This window comes from Streptomyces virginiae (assembly GCF_000720455.1).
Lineage (GTDB): Bacteria > Actinomycetota > Actinomycetes > Streptomycetales > Streptomycetaceae > Streptomyces > Streptomyces virginiae.
Genome location: NZ_JOAK01000094.1, coordinates 1 through 596 on the forward strand (window position 1 = coordinate 1; position 596 = coordinate 596).

A 596-nucleotide genomic window follows, 5' to 3' on the forward strand; every position below is an offset into this window, starting at 1 on the left:
CTCCGGGAGCGACATCGAGGCTGATGTCGTCCAGGACGAGCTGCGATCCGGCCGGGCCGGAGAAGGACTTCGAGACGTGCTCGATACGGGCGGCGTGCGCCGTCGTGTGAGCGGTGCCTTCGGCAGCCTTGGCGAGAGTGGTGGCCATGGTCGTCACCTCCTGGGAACGGATGGGCCCGTGCGCTTACTTGGCGCCGAGGCCGGCGTCGGAGACCTCGGGCTTGCCGGCGGCCTTCAGGACCTTGTTCAGGAGCGTCAGGTCGTAGATCCCGGCCAGGTCGGGCTGCTCGATGAGCTTGGCCTTGACCGCCCAGTCCGACTGGGTCTTCAGCGTCGAGGCCAGCGGGTCGTCGGTGATCGCGATGCTCGGCCACGCCGGGTCGATGACCGCGCCTTCGAGCTCCTTGCCGTTCAGGGCCTTGAGCGCCGCGTTGGCGGACGCCTTGGCCTTGTCCTGGTTGGCGTGGATCCAGTCGTTGGTCTTCACCGTGCCGCGCAGCACGGCCTCGACGACGTCCGGGTGCTCCTTGAGGAACTTCTGCGACACGATGACGTTCGTGATCACGAACTTCTTCTCGGGCCACAGGGCGGTCTCG

The 596-nt window shown here is 67.3% G+C and carries 2 pseudogenes; both read right to left on the reverse strand.

Annotated features, from left to right (window positions below):
• Positions 1-148: pseudogene (locus IG86_RS0138100) on the reverse strand (ABC transporter ATP-binding protein); the annotation flags it as partial.
• A 36-nt stretch (positions 149-184) separates the two neighbouring features.
• Positions 185-596, reverse strand: a pseudogene (locus tag IG86_RS0138105) (sulfate ABC transporter substrate-binding protein); the annotation flags it as partial.